A 15,673-nucleotide genomic window follows, 5' to 3' on the forward strand; every position below is an offset into this window, starting at 1 on the left:
ATGCTGCAATCCCCGTCCGCCTTCGACGCCGATGCAAGTCCCGTCCGCGCGCCGCTTCGGGACGGCTTTTGTCGATCCGTCTGCTACCTGCGGGTGTCGGTCACCGACCGCTGCGATTTCCGCTGCAGCTACTGCATGGCCGACCGCGTGCAGTTCCTGCCGCGCAAGGACCTTCTGTCCTTGGAAGAACTCGACCGTCTCTGTTCCGCCTTCATCGGGATGGGCGTCACGAAACTGCGCGTCACGGGGGGCGAGCCGTTGGTGCGGCGCGACATCATGGGATTTTTCCGTGCCATGTCGCGGCATCTGGCCAGCGGGGCGCTGCGGGAGCTGACCCTGACCACCAACGGCAGCCAGCTGTCCCGTCATGCGGCCGACCTTGCCGCCTGTGGGGTGCGGCGGGTCAATGTCTCGCTCGACACGCTGGATGCGGGCCGCTTCGCGACGTTGACGCGGCGGGGCCAGCTTGCCCCCGTGCTGGAGGGCATCGCCGCCGCACGGGCGGCGGGCCTGCGCGTCAAGATCAACACGGTGGCCCTGCACGGCTTCACCGAGGACGAGCTTTTTCCGCTGGTCGACTGGTGCGCCAGCGAAGGGCATGACCTGACGTTGATCGAACTGATGCCCATGGGCGAAGAGGGGGCCGAGGCGCGGATCGGGCAGTTCCTGCCGCTGTCGGACCTGCGCGCGCGGCTGGCCGAGCGGTTCACGCTTGAGCCCCTGACCGAAACGACGGGCGGACCCGCGCGCTATGTTAGGCTGGCCGAGACGGGGCAGAAGATCGGCTTCATCACCCCGCTCAGCCACAATTTCTGCGAAAGCTGCAATCGCGTGCGGCTGACCTGCACGGGCGAGCTTTACACCTGTCTGGGACAGGAAGGCGCATCCGACCTGCGGTCGGCCTTGCGCGACACGCCGGACGCGACCGCGCTGGAGAGCGCGATCCGCGCCGCCATCGCGCTGAAGCCGCGCGGGCATGACTTCGACTATTCGCGCGGTGTTCCGCAAGGCGTAATGCCGCGCGGCATGAACCATACGGGCGGGTGAGTTATGGCAAGCGTGAACGTCCTTTACTTCGCATGGCTGCGCGAGCGCATCGACACCCCGCGCGAACGGATCGAGACCTCGGCCACGACCGTGGGCGATCTGGTGGCGGAACTCGTCGCCCGCAGCGACCGTCACGCGGCGGCCTTCGCCGATCCCGCCTCGGTTCGCGTGGCGCTCGATCAGGAACTGGTCGATTTTGCCGCCCCCCTTGCGGGCGTGGCCGAGGTCGCCTTCTTCCCGCCGATGACGGGGGGCTGAGGCGATGGAGATGGCGCGACCGCTTTATGCCGAAGGGGAACTGCCCCGCTATGCCCGCCACATCGCGCTGCGCGAGATCGGAGGCCCGGGTCAGGCGCGGATGAAGCGTGCCTCGGTTCTGGTCGTCGGGGCGGGCGGTCTGGGTGCGCCCGTTCTAATGTACCTTGCGGCGGCGGGAGTGGGGCGCATCACCGTCATCGACGACGACACCGTATCGCTGTCCAACCTGCAACGTCAGGTGATCCATGCGCAGGACCGGCTGGGGATGGACAAGGTAACCTCCGCCAGCATCTCGCTTGCGGGGATAAACCCCTTCGTCGCGGTGACGCCCGTCAGGGCGCGGCTGGACGCCGGAACCGCCCCCGCAACCGTCGCGGGCCACGATCTTGCGATTGATGCGACCGACAACCTGCCCACGCGCCATCTGTTGAATGCCGCCTGCGTGGAGGCGCGGGTGCCGCTGCTTTCCGGCGCGATCAGCCAGTGGGAAGGACAGGTGACGGTCTATGACCCGGCCCGTGGCGCGCCCTGCCTGTCCTGCGTCTTCCCGACGATCCCGCCCGACGATCTGGTGCCAAGCTGCGCCGCTGCGGGCGTCATGGGCGCGCTGCCCGGCATCGTCGGTTCGATGATGGCCGCCGAGGCGATCAAGCTGCTCACCGGCGCGGGTAGAAGTCTGCGGGGTCGGCTTCTGATGCAGGACATCCTCTGGGGCGAAGGCCGCGAGATCGCCGTCCGCCGCCGCCCCGACTGCCCCGTTTGCGCCGCCATCGAAGAGGAGACTGCATGACCCTGACCCATTTCGACGCCGAAGGCCGCGCCCATATGGTGGACGTCTCCGACAAGCCCGCGACTGACCGCATCGCCGTGGCCGAGGCAACGGTCACGATGCAGTCCGAAACGCTGGCCCTCGTGACCGAAGGCCGCGCACGGAAGGGCGATGTGCTGGGCGTCGCGCGGCTTGCGGGCATCATGGCGGCCAAGCGCACGGCCGACCTCATCCCTCTCTGCCATCCGCTGCCGTTGACCCGCGCGGCACTGGACCTGTCGCCCGATGCGTCGCTGCCCGGTATACGCATCCGCGCCACCGTCCGGACGACCGGCGTGACGGGGGTAGAGATGGAGGCGTTGACCGCCGCTTCGGTCGCGGCGTTAACGGTCTATGACATGCTGAAGGCCGTCGAGAAGGGCATGGTCATCGGCGGGGTGCGGCTCTTGGTCAAGGATGGTGGCAAGTCCGGGCGCTACGACGCGGAAGGGGGCGACGCATGAGGCTCGCGCATATCTCGATCACCGGACGCGGAGAGACGGACCGCTTCCTTGCTGCCGTGGCAGAACGGCTCGAAAGGGCGGGGGTCCGGCTTGCGGGAACGGTGCAGACCAACATCGCCCGCGCCGACAGGACGCGTTGCGACATGGACCTGCGGGTTCTGCCCGACGGTCCTGTCCTGCGCATCAGCGAGGATCGCGGTGCCGCGGCGCGTGGATGCATGCTGGACCACGGCGCGCTGGAGCAGACGGTGGCCGAGGTGGCGCGTCGGCTCGACGGGGCCGAGGTCCTAGTCGTCAACAAGTTCGGCAAGGCCGAAGCCGAAGGACGCGGGCTGGTCCCGGTGATATCCGAGGCTTTGGAGCGGGGCATGACCGTTCTGGTCGGGGTGAACGGGCTGAACCTGCCGCTCTATCTGGACTTCTCAGGCGGGCTATCTGAAGCCCTGCCGGCCGTGGAAGCCACCGCTGCCGACTGGTGCCTTCAGGGGGTTGCGAACCATGCCTGACAGGATTGCCCATATCGCCGTGCTGGTCGTGTCGGATCGCGCCGCCCGCGGGGAATACGACGACAAGGGCGGCCCCGCCGCCGAGGCATGGCTGCGCGCCGCGCTTGCCTCTGCCGCGCGCATCACCCGCACCATCGTGCCGGATGGGCGCGAGACGGTGGCCGCCACCCTGCGCGATCTTTGCGACAGGCAGGGGGCCGACCTCGTCCTCGTGACGGGCGGCACAGGCCCCGCACCACGGGATCAGACACCTGAAGCATTCGACGATGTGATCGATAAGCGCCTACCCGGCTTTGGCGAGGCGATGCGACAGGCCAGCCTGTCAGAGGTGCCCACCGCCATCCTGTCGCGGCAGGATGCGGGGATACGCGGCCGGACGCTGATCATCACCCTGCCCGGAAAGCCCTCAGCCATCGGCACCTGCCTGACTGCCGTCTTTCCGGCCGTGCCCTACTGCCTCGACCTGATCGGCGCGGCACGCATCGAGACGGACCCCGCAGTCTGCCACGCATTCCGCCCTGGAATGGGCTGACATTGGAGAAGAAGATGAAACACCTGATCCTGCCCCTGATACTTGCCTTTGTGACCGCAGCCCCCGTTATGGCGGGCGATGCGGCCAAAGGCGAAGCAGAGTTCAAGAAATGCAAGGCCTGTCACGCCATCGTGGCGACGGACGGAACCGAAATCGTGAAGGGCGGAAAGACCGGCCCGAACCTGTTCGGCGTCATCGGCCGGACCGTTGGCACGGAGCCTGACTTCGCGGCCTATGGCGATGCCCTGAAGATGATCGGCGCGGCCGGACGTGTCTGGGACGAAGCTGCGCTCACCACGTTCGTCGCTGACCCCGCGGCATGGGTGAAAGAGGCGTCGGGCGATCCGGCGGCGAAGTCGAAGATGACATTCAAACTTGCCAAGGGCGGCGAGGACGTCGCGGCCTATCTTGCCAGCCTGAACTGAGGGCGCGGCAGGCACGGCTGCGGGAAGGGGGCTGACTGTCCGCATTCCGCCCTTCACATCAGCCAGAGTCAGAGGAGTGCCGGTTTCCCGGTGACGGGTTGAGGGCTGGGAGAGTGGCTCCTGGCGCCTGTCGCGGGAGATAGCCGATGGGCGTTTTAGAAGTTCTGGATCCAGTCGCACCGGCGCGGGCGGGTGGCTGGAAAGTGGATGTGAGCCGGGGTGAGCGGAACGGGCGAGTGTCGTCCGAATGGTTTAACCGGCCCGACGATGAGCGTTATCTGTCGCTCGACGATCTCTGGGCCAATGTGAAGGGCCGGTCCGAGCGCAGCCGCAGCCGGGTGGTCCAGACGGCCGACATCCGGGTCGAGGCCGCGCGCGACAACCCCGAGCGCTTGCACCTGATGCTGCCGAAAGCGCGTGAGCCAGTCGCGCCCACGCACTGGGCCTTCGGCCAGCTTGCGAGTATCGTCGGCGCCCCGGCCTCCTACCTGCGGCAGTTGCCCGCGCCGCTGGCGGGCATCAACCTGCAATACGGCCTGACCAATCACCGCGCCGAGCAGGTGAAGACCTTCGAGACGGAAGACGGCCGGACCGAACTGCGCGCGGTCACTGGCCCGGACTATGGCCGCATCCACGACCATGAACTGGTCGAGGCGGTGCAGCGCATCGCGGGCAACGGTACCGGCGACACGCGCTGGAAGGTGCCGGGGGTGCTCGACTGGTCGACCGGGGTCTACAACCCCGATGTCGAGATCAGCCGCGACACGACCACCCTCTATGCCTCGGACCGCGACGTCTTCCTGTTCCTCGTCGACGATCACAACCCGATCGAGGCGGGCCGCCTGCCGGATGGCTCCCCCGATCTCTACTTCCGGGGCTTCTACTGCTGGAACTCCGAGGTAGGTGCAAAGACGCTCGGCATGGCGAGCTTCTACCTGCGCGCGGTCTGTCAGAACCGCAATCTTTGGGGTGTCGAGGAGTTCCAGGAGATCAAGATCCGCCACTCGAAATACGCGGCCTCCCGCTTCGCGCACGAGGCGGCGCCGGCACTGACCCGGTTTGCCAATTCGTCGCCACTGGGGTTCGTGAACGGCATCAAGGCCGCACGACAGCAGATCGTCGCGCGCGATGACGAGGATCGGGAAGACTTCTTGCGTCGACGCGGCTTCTCGAAGGCGGAGTCGGGCAAGATCATCGAGAAGGTGCTGATGGAAGAGGGCCGCCCGCCCGAGAGCATCTTCGACTTCGTGCAGGGCATCACGCGGCTTGCCCGCGACAAGACCCAGCAGGATGCCCGCCTCGACATGGAGGGGCGCGCCAAGAAGCTCCTCGACCGGGTCGGCTGACGCCGGGCCCGACAACGCGACCGCCCTCGCGCGCGGCGGTCGCACTTTCCCTTTCCACACGCATGCCACTGGCCCCGCCCCGAGAGGGCAGGGGGCTTTGGCATGGGCAATTCAGCGAGACCCCCATGACCCCCCAGGAAGAAACCATCGTCCTCGAAGCCCGGGACATCCTCGGCCGCTACCTCAGCCAGAACCCGGTCATCGGCAGTTGGCAGGCGCTGATGGACTATTGCGCGCTGACCGTCCGCGGCCCGATCGAGCGCTTCCACGTCCTCTACCTCGACCGCAAGAACCGCATCATCTCCGATGAGCTTCTCTCGACCGGCACGGTCGACCATGTCCCGGTCTATCCGCGCGAGGTGATCAAGCGAGCGCTGATGCTGAATGCCAGCGCCCTGATCCTGATCCACAACCATCCATCCGGCGATCCGACGCCGTCGGAGGCCGATCTCAGCATGACCAAGGAGATCCAGAAGGGGTGCAGGTATCTCGGCCTGACGCTGCACGACCACATCATCGTCGGCGCCGGGACGGAGCTGAGCCTGCGGGGGCTCGGCAAGCTCTGAGGTCCTCTGTGGATCCTCCACCGCCGCGCCTTCGAGGAAGAGGGCGACGGTTTTGTCTTTGACGGTGAAGCGGGGAGAGAGGCTTCCCGCGCCGTCGGAGATCTCCCCATGTTTGACCTGCCCTTGCCGACCCACCTGACCGCCGACGCACGGGGCGTCCCGCCGCATTTTCCCTCAGGCGAGACCGACCCCAACCACCCCTTCGCGCTGAGCCTGTCGCGCCGCGCACCGGCCGATCTCATGTCGGGCCGGGCCGTGCCGCTGGTGCTCGCCCGCTTTGCGACTCTGGCGGACGCCATGCAGGGCGCGATCGACCATGCCGAGGGCATCGTCCCGGATGCTCCGCCTCAGCTTCTGGCGATCCTCGACCGCGATCAGCGCCTTGTTCTGGCCGGGGCCGCCAGCGACCACGCCGTCGCCTGGTGCCACCCGGTGGCGAGCGCGGCCGAGGCGCGGGGCGTCGTGACCGAGGCAAGCCAGCTGCGCGCGCAGGCCGGCCGCGCGTCCGCCTGGGGCGAACCCGATCTGGCGCAACGGCTGCGCCACCGCGCCGATCTTCTGGATGCGCGGCTCGTCGACCCGCTCTGGCGCGCTTTTGCCGCCCGGGCGCTGCAGGTCGCGGCGTGAGGACCGAGAGACAGAGAAGGGGCAGGGGGGAGTTGGAGCTTGTCCGGGGGAGAGAGATCGCCCGGCCCAGCTCCGATCCCTTACCCTTACCGGAGACACCCGATGACCCTGAGTGAACCCACCCTCACGCCGCCGATGGCGCCCTCGACCGTCGACATGACGCAGATCTTTGCGGCTCATGCCGAACGCACCGCCCGCATCGAGGCGCTGCGCCCTGGCAACAAGGACCGCCTCTTCGATGGCCTCATAGCCGCCGGCATCACCCATGTCACCGTGACCTTCGATGGGGCCGGGGACAGTGGCCAGATCGAAAGCATCGGCGCATGGTCCGGCGAGACCGCGGTCGAGTTCCCCTTGACCGCGATCGAATACGCTGCGCTGACCTGGGACAACCCCGAGGTCGAGATGCGGCAGCTCTCGCTTGAAGATGTCGTCGAGCAGCTCGCATACGACTTTCTCTCCGACACCCATGGCGGCTGGGAGAACAACGACGGCGCTTACGGCGAGTTCTGCTTCGACGCCGCAGCCCGCTGCATCCATCTCGAGTTCAACGAGCGCTTCACCTCGTCCGAACTCTACACCCACGACTTCTGAGGGGGTGGCAATGGCACATCCCTATCACCACGCCCTCTCCTCGGTGAAGAAATGGGGCGGCACGGTCGACGATTTCATGGCGGTGCATGCCTGGTTAGATGTTATCTGGACAGGCAAGGATTTTCTTGGCGCCAAGGGTAGCGATAGTCCATAGGAGGGACCCCGCCGTCCGCACTGCGCGGATCAAAGCGCTGGCGGTGCGGACGGCGGGGAGGTCCCTGTGGTCTATCGCGATTGTCGCGCATCTCCAATTCATCTGTTTATGCTTGACTGTCCTTAGGTGTTTAGTCCCGGCATCTGGTGGATCGGGTCGAGGATGAATCGATCTGGTTCTGATGTCCAGATTCTGCAGATGTATTCGTAGGGCGTGAGCCCGCTGAGCGTCTTTAGTCGGCGTGCGAAGTTGTAAGCTGCCAGGAAGTCCGCGAGGTGCGTGCGCAGCTGCCCGTGGTCATCGTAGTGGTATCGCTTTACGGTTGCGTCCTTGATCGTGCGGTTCATCCGCTCGACCTGGCCGTTCGTCCACGGATGGTTCGGTTGGGTCAGCCGGTGCTCGATGCCGTTGGCCTCGCAGATCATGTCGAAGCGCATCGGCCGGGAGTAGATGGTGTTCCGGTTCCGCGGCTGCTCTGCGAACTGGATGCCGTAGCATGTTGGGAATGACGCGCGGTTGAAGGTTACGGCCGCCTGCGCAGCCTCCAAAATTGCGCAGCAGGCGGCCATAACCGGGTCTCGGGTCTCTATGGTGGTTTTGCGAACCACACCACAGAGGAGACCGGCTATGGCCAAGGTTGAGCATACTTCGGATGCCCGTGTTCTGGTAGGCATCGACATTTCCAAGCACCGGCACGAGGTGCTGATTGCCGCTCCGGGCAAGACGCGGCGACGGCGCCTGACGATCACCAACAGCACCGATGACTTCATGCGCCTGATCGCGATCTTGCGGGAATACGGCCTGCCTGTCCGGATCGGCTTTGAAGCGACTGGCAACTATCATCGGGTGCTGATGTATCATCTTTGCGTCGCCGGGTTCGATCTGAAGCTGGTGTCGTCGGTCGCCCTGGCCCGCACGCGGGAGGCCCTACACAACAGCTGGGACAAGAACGATCCGAAGGATGCCCAAGTCATCCTGCACATGCCGCAGATCGGCGCGGTGCAGATATTTCAGGACCCGATGGTGGCCGGCACGAATGACATTCAGGAACTGTCCAAGACCCATGATGCCGTGTCGCGGTCCAAGACCGAGCTGTGGCACCGGATCCTGACACATTACCTGCCGCTCTACTTTCCAGAAGCCGACCGTTTCCATCGCAGCTCGCGCACCGATTGGTTCCTGGCTTTCCTCGAGATGTTCCCCTCTCCGCACATGATATCGGCCCTGACCAAGGAGGAATTTACCAAGGCGGCATGGGAAGTGGTCGGACGTAAAGTCGAGAAGACCCTCATGTTGTCAGATATTTACGAAACAGCAAAGGCATCTGCCTGTTTACCTGTCGCGCCGGACTCAGATGCCATCCGCATGTTTCGCATGATGCTGGCCGAGGGCAGAAGCCTGATCCGGCAACGCAATGCCATCGAAGATCGGGCGGTCGAACTGCTGGGTGGCCGGGCCGATTATCAACTGCTGCGCACCATCCCCGGCATCGGGCCGATCAATGCTTTGACCATTCTGGCCGAGACCGGCGACCTGTGCCGTTTCCACCATCACCGTCAGTTTCTGAAGTTTTGCGGCATGGATCTGGCCACCGTCCAGTCCGGCATGTTCCGCGGCCGCAGCAAGATCTCCAAATATGGCAGCGCTCGCCTGCGCCGCACATTGTGGCTTGCAGGGCAGACGGCGGTCCTGAAGAAAGCGAACAGCTTCCGGGACAAATTCGAGCGTTACATCGCTCAAGATCGCCATAACCCGGATTTGCGCCGGAAGGCCTATACTGCCATCGCCGCAAAGATGGCACGCACTATTCACGCCGTGATCAAATCCGGCGAACCCTATCGTCCCTTTTTCGAGGGGACGAGCCCAGGCGGAAGGACCTCTCTCTCAAAGGGCCGTGGAGGCGCATGACGCGACCTCGTAGATAATGTTCGGGCCTTCCGCTTGGGATTTAGGATCTCGTTTTAAGGACGGTGAGGGCGGCAACCAGGCCGACCCTGTATTTGCTATGGAAGAGACCACTTCTTGACGGCGGAGCCCGCCTGGGCAACAGTTCAACAGGTATCCGGTCGCTCGGATGCCCCGTGATCTGACGCCCTAAACCGCGTTTTGTTCCCGAGCTAGGACGTTATCCGTCAGAACCGTGTGGACCTGATAGGGCACGGCCTCGAGCATGTGCTGCAGGAACTCCTAGGCTGTCCTTCTGTCAGCAGTTGCAACGAGTTGAGCAACGACGAACTTAGAGGTCCGGTCGATGCCGACGAACAGGTAGAGCTTGCCCTCGGCGGTCTGCACCTCGGCAATGTCGATATGGAAGAAGCCGATGGGATAGCGTTTGAACTTCTGTCGCTTGGGCTTGTCCCCTTCGACATCTGGCAAGCGCGAGATGCCGTGCCGCTGCAGGCACCGATGCAGCGCAGACCGGGTCAGGTGCGGGATCGAGGGCTGAAGGGCATAGAGGCAGTCATCCAGTGGCAGAAGAGTATGGCGCCGGAACGCGACGACCGCCGCTTCCTCGTCCTCGGTCAGGACCGTCGAGCGCGGTTCCTTCGGTCCGGTCTTCATATCCTCGACCGATGCCCGCTTCCGCCACTTCGCCACCGTCTTCGGATTAATCCCCAGCTCCCGGCTCAACTGCGCGAGCGAAGCTTGCGATCGCTGTATTGCTGCTCTGACGGCGTGCGTGGTCGTGGCGCTCCCGTGACGAACCTGTCCCATGCTGCTTCCTTCCATTCCTGCGAAAGGATCGCACCATCAAACCCTGGGATCAAACACCGGGCCATTACTCATCTGCCAATTTTCCGTCGCGCAGATGGATAAGCCGATCGAAGCGGTCGAAGATTTTCTCGTCATGGGTCACGGTCAGGATGCAGGCTTCCTGCTCGGCGGCAAGCTTTCGCAGCAGGTCCATGACCAGTTGTGCGCGTTTGCTGTCCAGGGCAGCGGTCGGCTCGTCCGCAAGGATGATCCGCGGGCGGTTCGCCAGCGCGCGTGCGATAGCAACCCGCTGTGCCTCGCCCCCTGACAGTAGCGCGGGCTTGACCGGGGCGCGGTGGCCGACCTCGAGATAATCGAGAAGCTCTTTTGCCCGCTCCTTTCCCTTTTCGGGCGCCCAACCGGCAAGATCGAGGACGAGGGATACATTTTCTGCCGCCGTCAGAAAAGGCAGCAGGTTGTGGGCCTGAAAGATGAAGCCGATCTTGTCGAGCCGCAGGCGGCGCAAGTCGCTGCGCAGCCATTTGCCGTCAAAGACCGGATCACCGTCCAGCACCACCCGGCCCGAGGACGGGTCAAGGATGCAGCCGATGATGTTCAAAAGCGTCGTCTTGCCAGACCCCGAGGGCCCCAAGAGTGCGATCACCTCGCCTGCGCGCACCTGCAGATCAACCTGACGCAGCGCATCGACGCGGGTCTCGCCGTCGCCATAGTGCTTGGCCACGGCCTGCACATCGACCAGAATATCACCGATTGCCATGACTTAACCCCCCAAGGCGGTGGCGGGGTCCACCTTCATTGCCGCGCGCACGCCAAGGCCACTGGCGGCCAGGCAGACCACAACGATGATCCCGGCCAGAACGGCCACGTTGAACGGCTCCAGCACGACACGGCGCGGAAAGACATCTTTGACCAGCAGGATCAGGATCAGACCGATGCCCCAACCTGCGGTCCCAAGGATAAGCGACTGCTGCACGATCAGCCCGATGATGGTACGGTCGGGGGCGCCAATCAGCTTAAGCGTCGCGATCTGCTTCAGCTTTTCCATTGTCATGGTGTAGATGATCAGCGCGATCACCACGGCCGACACCGCCAGCAGGATACCCAGAAACAGCCCGATCTGACGCCGCGCCTTGTCCACGACCGAGGCCAGGAGGATATTTTCCTGCTCGATCTGGCTAAGGGCCGCCAGATGCTTCCACTGACGCAGGGTTGCGGTCAGCAGATCGACATCCGCGCCGGGGGTGATGCGTACGATGACCGCCGCGACCGAGGCCGACTTGACCGCCCCAGCTCCGCGCGCGGCCTGCACCCGTTGGTCGGCTGGGGCAAGCTCCGTTTGCAGAACCATTGCATCGTCCAGCGTCATGTAGACTGCGGGATCGCCGCCCGAGTTCATCGCCCCTTCGACCAGGCCGACAACGGTGAAGCGGTTGCGGCCAAGTCGGATGGTATCGCCGAGCACAAGGCCGGTCTTGCGGTCGGCTACCAGTTCGAAATGGCTGGTGCCGATGCCCCGCCCTTCGGCGATGACCTTCGGGCCACCCGGTCGTCCCGGTTCGTATCCGATGACATAAAGCCGCAAGGCGCGGTCAAGGAACGGGGCCTCGATGGTCTGGTAATTGATGGCCCCTGCCTCGGCCACGCCGGGCATGCGGGCCACGGTATCGCGGCTGTCGGCGGGGATCGAGGAGGCTTCTGCAAAAGGCCCCTTGGTGCCCGCTTCAACCACCCAGACATCCGCTGCGGGGGCCTCGACCACCGCCAGCGCATCGGCCACAAGGCCGTTGTAGATGCCGATCATCGCCAGAACGACCGTCATCAGAAGGCCAAGGCCAAAGCAGGTCAGCACAAAGCGGAACAGGCCATGCCGGATGTCTTTCAGCGCCAGATTCATGGCGCGTCCCCAATCCGTGCCAGCCTGCCATCGTCGGCACCCTTCGGTGGCATGGCGACAATCGCGGCACCGTCGGGCAGGCCGCCTGTCACCTCGACCCGGCCCTTGTCATCACGCGCTCCAAATGTCAGCGTGGTGCGCTGCAACCGACCATCCTGCACGATCCAGACCGTGCCACGAAATCCGTCAAAGCCGGTGATTGCCACCTCCGGCACCATCAGGGCGCTATCACGCGTACCGGTCAGAATGCGCACCTCGGCCTGTTCGCCTAGGAACATTGCTGCGGGGCAATCGGTGCATGTCAACCAGACCCGGCGCTCTTCGTTCACGCGATCACTTTCAAGGCCGATCCGAGCGACGGTGCCGTGAAACTCGGCAGAGGGCTGCGACCGCAGGCGGATGAGCCCCTCTTGTCCAAGCGCAAGTTGGCCTGCCCGCTCTTCGTCGATAAAGGCCTGAATCCAAACCGTTGCCGGATCAATCAGAGTGAAGATCGGATCCCCGGATTTGACCACTGTGCCTGGCTCGACATGGCGGGCAACAACAACCGCATCATAGGGTGCGACCAGCCGGTGATGGGCCAGCAAGGTCAGTTCCAACTGCAATGCCGCCTCCGCATCTGCGCCCTGCGCGCGGATCACGGCCAGATCGGCCTCGGCCAAGGCCAGTTCGGCCCGCGCCACATCCTCGTCGCGCTGTGCCTCCTCGGCTCGCTGGATAGAGGCGACGTCCTGCCGCGCAAGTTCCTTCTGTCGATCGTTCGCGGCAATGCGCTGTGCCAGAACTGCCTGCGCCCTCGCCACTGCGGCATCGGCCTTGGCCTGACCGGCGGCATTTGCCGCAACCGCTGCCTGCGCGCGCGCAACGCGCGCTTTCTGCTCAGCCGGATGCAAGGCGGCCAGTTCCTGTCCGGCCTTGACCGCGTCACCTGCATCTGCCGATACCGACACCAATGCCGCGCCAACTTCGAACCCGACGCGCGACAAAACCCGGGCCTCGACGGAACCCAAACCGTAAAGGCGCAAGGGCACCCCGGCTTCAGCCGCGACAACCGTCACGGTCAGGGGCCGTTCGGTCAGAAACCAACCACCTGCCGCCAAACCAGCCAGCGCAACCGCGCCGAGCATCCACAACTTGCGCATGGCTCAGCCCTCGGCCCGGCGCATGCGGTTGATCAGGCCATCCTTCAGAACGAAGTGGTGATACAGCGCGCCGACAACATGCAGTGCAACCAGTACCAGCAGGACGATCTTCAGCGCGTTGTGCCCTTGCGCCGCCAGATCAACCCCACCGAACCAGGCTATCGACCCGCTAAGCGGCATCAGGATCATCAACGCGTAAAGGCCGACATGCGTGGCCTTTGCCAAGGCGCGCTGAGCGGCATTGTCGCCGACCATGACGGGAGAGCCGCGCCGCGCCCGGATCGACAACCGCCACAGCGCGAACAGCATGACCAGCGCCCCGCCTGCGACATGACCCAGAACCAGCGGATTGAAGGTGGTTTCCAGACCTTTCGTCGTCGCGTCCCATGCGGCAGCAATGGCATCCTTGAACAGGTATTGCTGCACGATCAGCAGGGCCGCGCCCCAGTGCAATGCGATCTGAAGACGGGTGTATCCTTTGGGGCTTGGCATGGCGGTCCTTTCGGTCTGGCGAATCAGCTTGCTTGGCTTGCAGATTATGTTAGTAATTACTTACTTACAAGAGGTGCCCCATGTTGCGTCGCAAATCCGCCGAGGATCGCAAGACAGAAATCGTTGCTGCTGTTCTGGACTTGGCCGACCGCATCGGCCCTGACCGATTGACTACCAACGACATCGCGCAAGCGGTCGGCGTCACCCAGGCCGCGATCTTTCGGCATTTCCCGACAAAGGCCGAACTTTGGACCGCCGTCGGGGACGCCATCGCAGATCGGCTTGAAGCTGCCTGGAAGCAAGCCGTGGACAGCAACCCAAGCCCGCAGGCAAGGTTGCGAGCGCTGATTGCTGCGCAGTTGCAGCAGATCGGGGAAACCCCCGCGCTTCCGGCCATTTTGCATTCCCGCGAATTGAACGTGGACAATGCCGCCCTGCGCGACCGGTTTCGTGGGGTTCTGATGCAGTATCAGGCGCATCTGGTGGCAAACCTGCAGGCCATGGCCGAAGCCAGGATGATGGGGGCGGGAGTTCAGCCAAAGGATGCCGCCGTTCTTCTGACCTCGCTTGTTCAGGGCATTGCCATCCGGTGGAGCCTTGGCTCGCGCAGCTTTGACATCGTGCCCGAGGGGATGCGCCTGCTTGAGGTGCAACTTGTTCTGTTTGCCTGCAAGGAGATGCAGACATGAAAACGCATCACATCGCCGGTGTAGGGGCCATAGCCTTTGGGTTGTTGACGCTGATATCGGGCGGATCGGCCCTGTTCGGCGTGGTTGACATGGGGGCCGTCGTGCCCTTTGTCTTGTGGTTCAACTTCCTCGCAGGCTTCGCCTATGTCATTGGCGGCCGACTTCTGATGATCGGGCATCGGCTTGCGTTGCCCGTGGCGCTGACCATCCTGATCGCGACCGCAACCGTCTTTGCAGCGTTCGGCTGGCGGGTTTTCGCAGGAGATGCCTTCGAGGCGCGCACTGTCGGCGCGATGACGTTTCGGACAGCTTTCTGGGTAGTGATGGTCTGGGCTTCCGTGCGAAGCTCATGACACTTGGTATGAGTTTGCTATAGCGCGCGGTTTGGCCGACGTAATCCGATGTCAACATAGCTTGTTTGTTGTTCGCTCACTGCTATGGGTCGGCTTCTTCACCCAGATCCTTCAACAGACGTTCGATGCGCGATGCTGTGCTCTGATGTCGTTCGACCTCTTTAGACCATCCCCGCTCGCGCGCATCTTCAGCAAGTACTAACTCGAGTTTTCTCCGCTCTTGCAGCCGACCAGCGTAAGCTTTGGTCGTGACGAACTTGGCGCAGCTGAGATACAGGTCGCATTCGCAAGGTCCCTCCGACGGAAGGCGTAGACAATGGCCAAGTTCGAGCTCAGTCTTGATGAAGTTCGACTTAAGCCAGTCGATCGCAGCGCATGACAGCTTTCCTGCGCGGATCGCTTCTGCGCCCGGCCCGGCAATCATTTCGCCGGGTCCCAGAACGCTGCGGTAGTCGCGCAGCACTTCGGCGTCGCTGATCCGTGCGTAGACCATGGACATGTGCGGCGTCTGATGCCCCAAGACGCTCATGATCGTGTGCAACTTGGCACCTCGTTCGGCGAGTTGCGTGCCCACAGTGTGCCGAAACCGATGGCTGGTAACTATCGGCTTTCCATCTTGATCGACTAGCCCGGCGAGTCTGCACATCTGATTCAGGGGGTATTGTAGCAAATAGTCTGCCGACATCCGCCCGCTGCGGCGAAAGAAGACATAGCGGACCAAGTCGCCAGTCTTGTCATCTCGGATCGGACGGTCGTTGGCTTCGAGCCGTCGCTGGATGACTTCGCGCAATACCCTTGCGGCGTCGTCATGCAAAGGCACGAGGCGTTCCCGCATAGTCTTTCCAGCGTGTATCCGCAGTCGGAAGGTCCCGTCGGGATACTGATCCAGGCAGTCCAAGCGGAGCCGAATGACCTCTCCCCGCCGCGCGCCAGACCAGCGGGCGATCAGGAGCGCTGCCTTCTGAATGTTGAACGGCTTGCAATAAGGACCCCGCTTCTGGGGTGATCGGCGTCCAAAAGGGACCCCACCGACCGGGGGTTGGGTCCATTGTGCCTTCGAT

General features: G+C 64.0%; 19 protein-coding genes and 3 pseudogenes. 15 read left to right on the top strand and 7 right to left on the bottom strand.

What is annotated here, in order from left to right; all coding sequences use genetic code 11:
* From moaA to C8N34_RS27315, 12 genes and pseudogenes are all read left to right on the top strand, one after another.
* Positions 1–1,047 (top strand): GTP 3',8-cyclase MoaA, encoded by a 1,047-nt coding sequence (gene moaA, locus C8N34_RS18225; RefSeq protein ID WP_108129963.1) that lies wholly within the window; start codon positions 1–3, stop codon positions 1,045–1,047.
* Positions 1,048–1,059: 12 nt separating this feature from the next.
* Positions 1,060–1,305 (top strand): molybdopterin converting factor subunit 1, encoded by a 246-nt coding sequence (gene moaD / locus C8N34_RS18230; RefSeq protein WP_108129993.1) that lies wholly within the window; start codon positions 1,060–1,062, stop codon positions 1,303–1,305.
* 10 nt (positions 1,306–1,315) lie between these two features.
* A complete protein-coding gene (locus tag C8N34_RS18235) occupies positions 1,316–2,095 on the top strand; it encodes a HesA/MoeB/ThiF family protein (RefSeq protein ID WP_242013845.1) in 780 nt (259 codons plus the stop codon).
* Positions 2,092–2,577 (top strand): cyclic pyranopterin monophosphate synthase MoaC, encoded by a 486-nt coding sequence (gene moaC, locus C8N34_RS18240; RefSeq protein WP_108129965.1) that lies wholly within the window; start codon positions 2,092–2,094, stop codon positions 2,575–2,577. The genes C8N34_RS18235 and moaC overlap by 4 nt, the downstream gene beginning before the upstream one ends.
* Positions 2,574–3,083: a DUF2478 domain-containing protein gene (locus C8N34_RS18245; protein WP_108129966.1), complete on the top strand. Its 510-nt coding sequence runs from the start codon at positions 2,574–2,576 to the stop codon at positions 3,081–3,083. Before moaC ends, C8N34_RS18245 begins: the two co-directional genes overlap by 4 nt.
* Complete coding sequence (gene mog, locus C8N34_RS18250) at positions 3,076–3,615, top strand: molybdopterin adenylyltransferase (protein ID WP_108129967.1); 540 nt, start codon at positions 3,076–3,078, stop codon at positions 3,613–3,615. The genes C8N34_RS18245 and mog overlap by 8 nt, the downstream gene beginning before the upstream one ends.
* Positions 3,616–3,629: 14 nt before the next feature.
* Positions 3,630–4,040, top strand: a complete 411-nt coding sequence (locus C8N34_RS18255; protein ID WP_108129994.1) for a c-type cytochrome — start codon at positions 3,630–3,632, stop codon at positions 4,038–4,040.
* 146 nt (positions 4,041–4,186) lie between these two features.
* On the top strand, positions 4,187–5,386 hold the full coding sequence (locus C8N34_RS18260) for a DUF932 domain-containing protein (protein WP_108129968.1): 1,200 nt from the start codon (positions 4,187–4,189) through the stop codon (positions 5,384–5,386).
* Between the two features lie 125 nt (positions 5,387–5,511).
* Complete coding sequence (locus C8N34_RS18265; protein WP_108129969.1) at positions 5,512–5,952, top strand: JAB domain-containing protein; 441 nt, start codon at positions 5,512–5,514, stop codon at positions 5,950–5,952.
* Between the two features lie 108 nt (positions 5,953–6,060).
* A complete protein-coding gene (locus C8N34_RS18270; RefSeq protein WP_108129970.1) occupies positions 6,061–6,579 on the top strand; it encodes a DNA repair protein RadC in 519 nt (172 codons plus the stop codon).
* Between the two features lie 102 nt (positions 6,580–6,681).
* The gene (locus tag C8N34_RS18275) at positions 6,682–7,173 is read left to right on the top strand and encodes a DUF6878 family protein (protein WP_108129971.1); all 492 of its coding nucleotides are present in this window, start codon (positions 6,682–6,684) and stop codon (positions 7,171–7,173) included.
* Positions 7,174–7,183: 10 nt separating this feature from the next.
* Positions 7,184–7,273, top strand: a pseudogene (locus tag C8N34_RS27315) (DUF6915 family protein); the annotation flags it as partial.
* A gap of 176 nt (positions 7,274–7,449) precedes the next feature.
* On the opposite strand, the pseudogene C8N34_RS18280 reads toward C8N34_RS27315, so the two are convergent.
* Positions 7,450–7,737, bottom strand: a pseudogene (locus C8N34_RS18280) (integrase core domain-containing protein); the annotation flags it as partial.
* 217 nt (positions 7,738–7,954) lie between these two features.
* Between C8N34_RS18280 and C8N34_RS18285 the strand changes: the two are divergent.
* Positions 7,955–9,235 carry an IS110 family RNA-guided transposase gene (locus C8N34_RS18285; RefSeq protein ID WP_108129972.1) on the top strand — a complete coding sequence of 427 codons (1,281 nt, stop codon included), beginning with the start codon at positions 7,955–7,957 and terminating at the stop codon, positions 9,233–9,235.
* 216 nt (positions 9,236–9,451) lie between these two features.
* On the opposite strand, the pseudogene C8N34_RS18290 reads toward C8N34_RS18285, so the two are convergent.
* The 5 genes and pseudogenes from C8N34_RS18290 to C8N34_RS18310 form a co-directional block, all read right to left on the bottom strand.
* Positions 9,452–10,042: pseudogene (locus C8N34_RS18290) on the bottom strand (transposase family protein); the annotation flags it as partial.
* Positions 10,043–10,106: 64 nt separating this feature from the next.
* On the bottom strand, positions 10,107–10,799 hold the full coding sequence (locus C8N34_RS18295) for an ABC transporter ATP-binding protein (RefSeq protein WP_108129973.1): 693 nt from the start codon (positions 10,797–10,799) through the stop codon (positions 10,107–10,109).
* A gap of 3 nt (positions 10,800–10,802) precedes the next feature.
* Positions 10,803–11,936, bottom strand: coding sequence for an ABC transporter permease (locus C8N34_RS18300; RefSeq protein ID WP_108129974.1), 1,134 nt, complete (start codon positions 11,934–11,936; stop codon positions 10,803–10,805).
* Entirely contained in the window at positions 11,933–13,078 is a 1,146-nt protein-coding gene (locus tag C8N34_RS18305; RefSeq protein WP_108129975.1) for an efflux RND transporter periplasmic adaptor subunit, read from the bottom strand. Before C8N34_RS18305 ends, C8N34_RS18300 begins: the two co-directional genes overlap by 4 nt.
* A gap of 3 nt (positions 13,079–13,081) precedes the next feature.
* Positions 13,082–13,570, bottom strand: a complete 489-nt coding sequence (locus C8N34_RS18310; RefSeq protein ID WP_108129976.1) for a cytochrome b — start codon at positions 13,568–13,570, stop codon at positions 13,082–13,084.
* Between the two features lie 80 nt (positions 13,571–13,650).
* Here C8N34_RS18310 and C8N34_RS18315 point away from each other — a divergent pair, with 80 nt between their 5' ends.
* Together C8N34_RS18315 and C8N34_RS18320 are read left to right on the top strand one after the other, a co-directional pair.
* Positions 13,651–14,259 (top strand): TetR/AcrR family transcriptional regulator, encoded by a 609-nt coding sequence (locus C8N34_RS18315; RefSeq protein ID WP_108129977.1) that lies wholly within the window; start codon positions 13,651–13,653, stop codon positions 14,257–14,259.
* Positions 14,256–14,612: a hypothetical protein gene (locus C8N34_RS18320; protein WP_108129978.1), complete on the top strand. Its 357-nt coding sequence runs from the start codon at positions 14,256–14,258 to the stop codon at positions 14,610–14,612. Before C8N34_RS18315 ends, C8N34_RS18320 begins: the two co-directional genes overlap by 4 nt.
* 82 nt (positions 14,613–14,694) lie before the next feature.
* Here C8N34_RS18320 and C8N34_RS18325 read toward each other — a convergent pair whose 3' ends face one another.
* Complete coding sequence (locus C8N34_RS18325; RefSeq protein ID WP_119136816.1) at positions 14,695–15,579, bottom strand: tyrosine-type recombinase/integrase; 885 nt, start codon at positions 15,577–15,579, stop codon at positions 14,695–14,697.
* Positions 15,580–15,673: the final 94 nt, after the last annotated feature.

It is taken from the genome of Gemmobacter caeni (assembly GCF_003054195.1).
In the GTDB taxonomy this organism is placed as follows: domain Bacteria; phylum Pseudomonadota; class Alphaproteobacteria; order Rhodobacterales; family Rhodobacteraceae; genus Gemmobacter; species Gemmobacter caeni.